At 34.1% G+C, this 1,020-nt stretch carries 2 protein-coding genes; both read left to right on the top strand.

From position 1 onward, the window contains the following. Nucleotides 1-71 precede the first annotated feature (71 nt). Complete coding sequence (locus OIU83_RS23535) at nt 72-530, top strand: hypothetical protein (RefSeq protein ID WP_264208710.1); 459 nt, start codon at nt 72-74, stop codon at nt 528-530. Next, nucleotides 527-1,020, top strand: a 494-nt coding sequence (locus OIU83_RS23530; RefSeq protein WP_264208709.1) for a hypothetical protein, incomplete at its 3' end; no start/stop codon positions are given. The genes OIU83_RS23535 and OIU83_RS23530, both read left to right, overlap by 4 nt.

The raw sequence follows: 1,020 nt of genomic DNA, 5'->3' as shown, positions 1-1,020 counted from the left end.
AAAGTAGTAGATAACCTGCTTCGCTGGCTATAGCTTTACCACTGGCAATCTATTTTTACTCTAGCGGGCAGATGGACGAGGAAGAGAGAAGGGCAAAAAATCAAGAAAATGATAGTTTTGGAAAACAAGCGGCAGATGCAACTGTAGTTCAAGGACAAGTCTCTGGAGCAGGTACCGTTGGAGGTTTTATCGATGGCGTTGACCAAGTTACCAAAATAAATCAAGCACTTAATAAAGAAATGATGGAATATGGCTCCGAAGCTGCTGCACGAGAAGCTGCAGGAGACTTGGCAGGAGCCGCCAATGCAAGTTTGGCAAAAGATATTGCCTCCCGATCCTACCAAACACCCTGGAAAGGAATGCTAAAAGGCTTTGGAATAGGTATTGCAGCAGGAGTAGTGAATTTCGGACTTGACAAATGGTCTAATTCTTATGAGGATGAAATGTTTACACAATCGGTTAAGAAACAAGTAGATTTAGAAAAAGAAGACAAGGAAAATAATATAGGTATTTTAGCAAATAATTCATGAAAAATTTAGGAATTCCCTATGCTATTGGGTATTTAATAGCAGGATTAGTAGTGGTGCCATTCTTGATTTTTATTGTGAATAAATTATTCTTTCAAGGAAATAATGCTGAAAAGTATATTTATCAATATTTAGATAATTCAAAAAACATAATGATGCATTTAGATCCTAAAGTAAAAACAGATTATGATTTTGAAATTAAAAATGTTTTTTTATCAAAAAGTGCAGGGAAATTTTATTTAGAATCGGAGACATTTTATTCTAAAGAAAATAAAAGATACTTTCAATTGCGTACTGCAAATATTGGAAAGCTTTTTTTTGATGCCTTTCGAAATCATATTGAAAAACATGGATTTATAGCCACAGTAAATAAAGATGATATGGAAAATCCTTTATACGGTACAAAACAGAATCCTATCCCCATTTTTAAAGTTGTGGGTGATGGAAAACCTATTACTATTAATAGCACAGATAAAAACGGATTAACTACTTG

It is taken from the genome of Flavobacterium shii, from assembly GCF_025847235.1.
In the GTDB taxonomy this organism is placed as follows: domain Bacteria; phylum Bacteroidota; class Bacteroidia; order Flavobacteriales; family Flavobacteriaceae; genus Flavobacterium; species Flavobacterium shii.
This window is presented reverse-complemented; position numbering and strand designations above follow the sequence as displayed.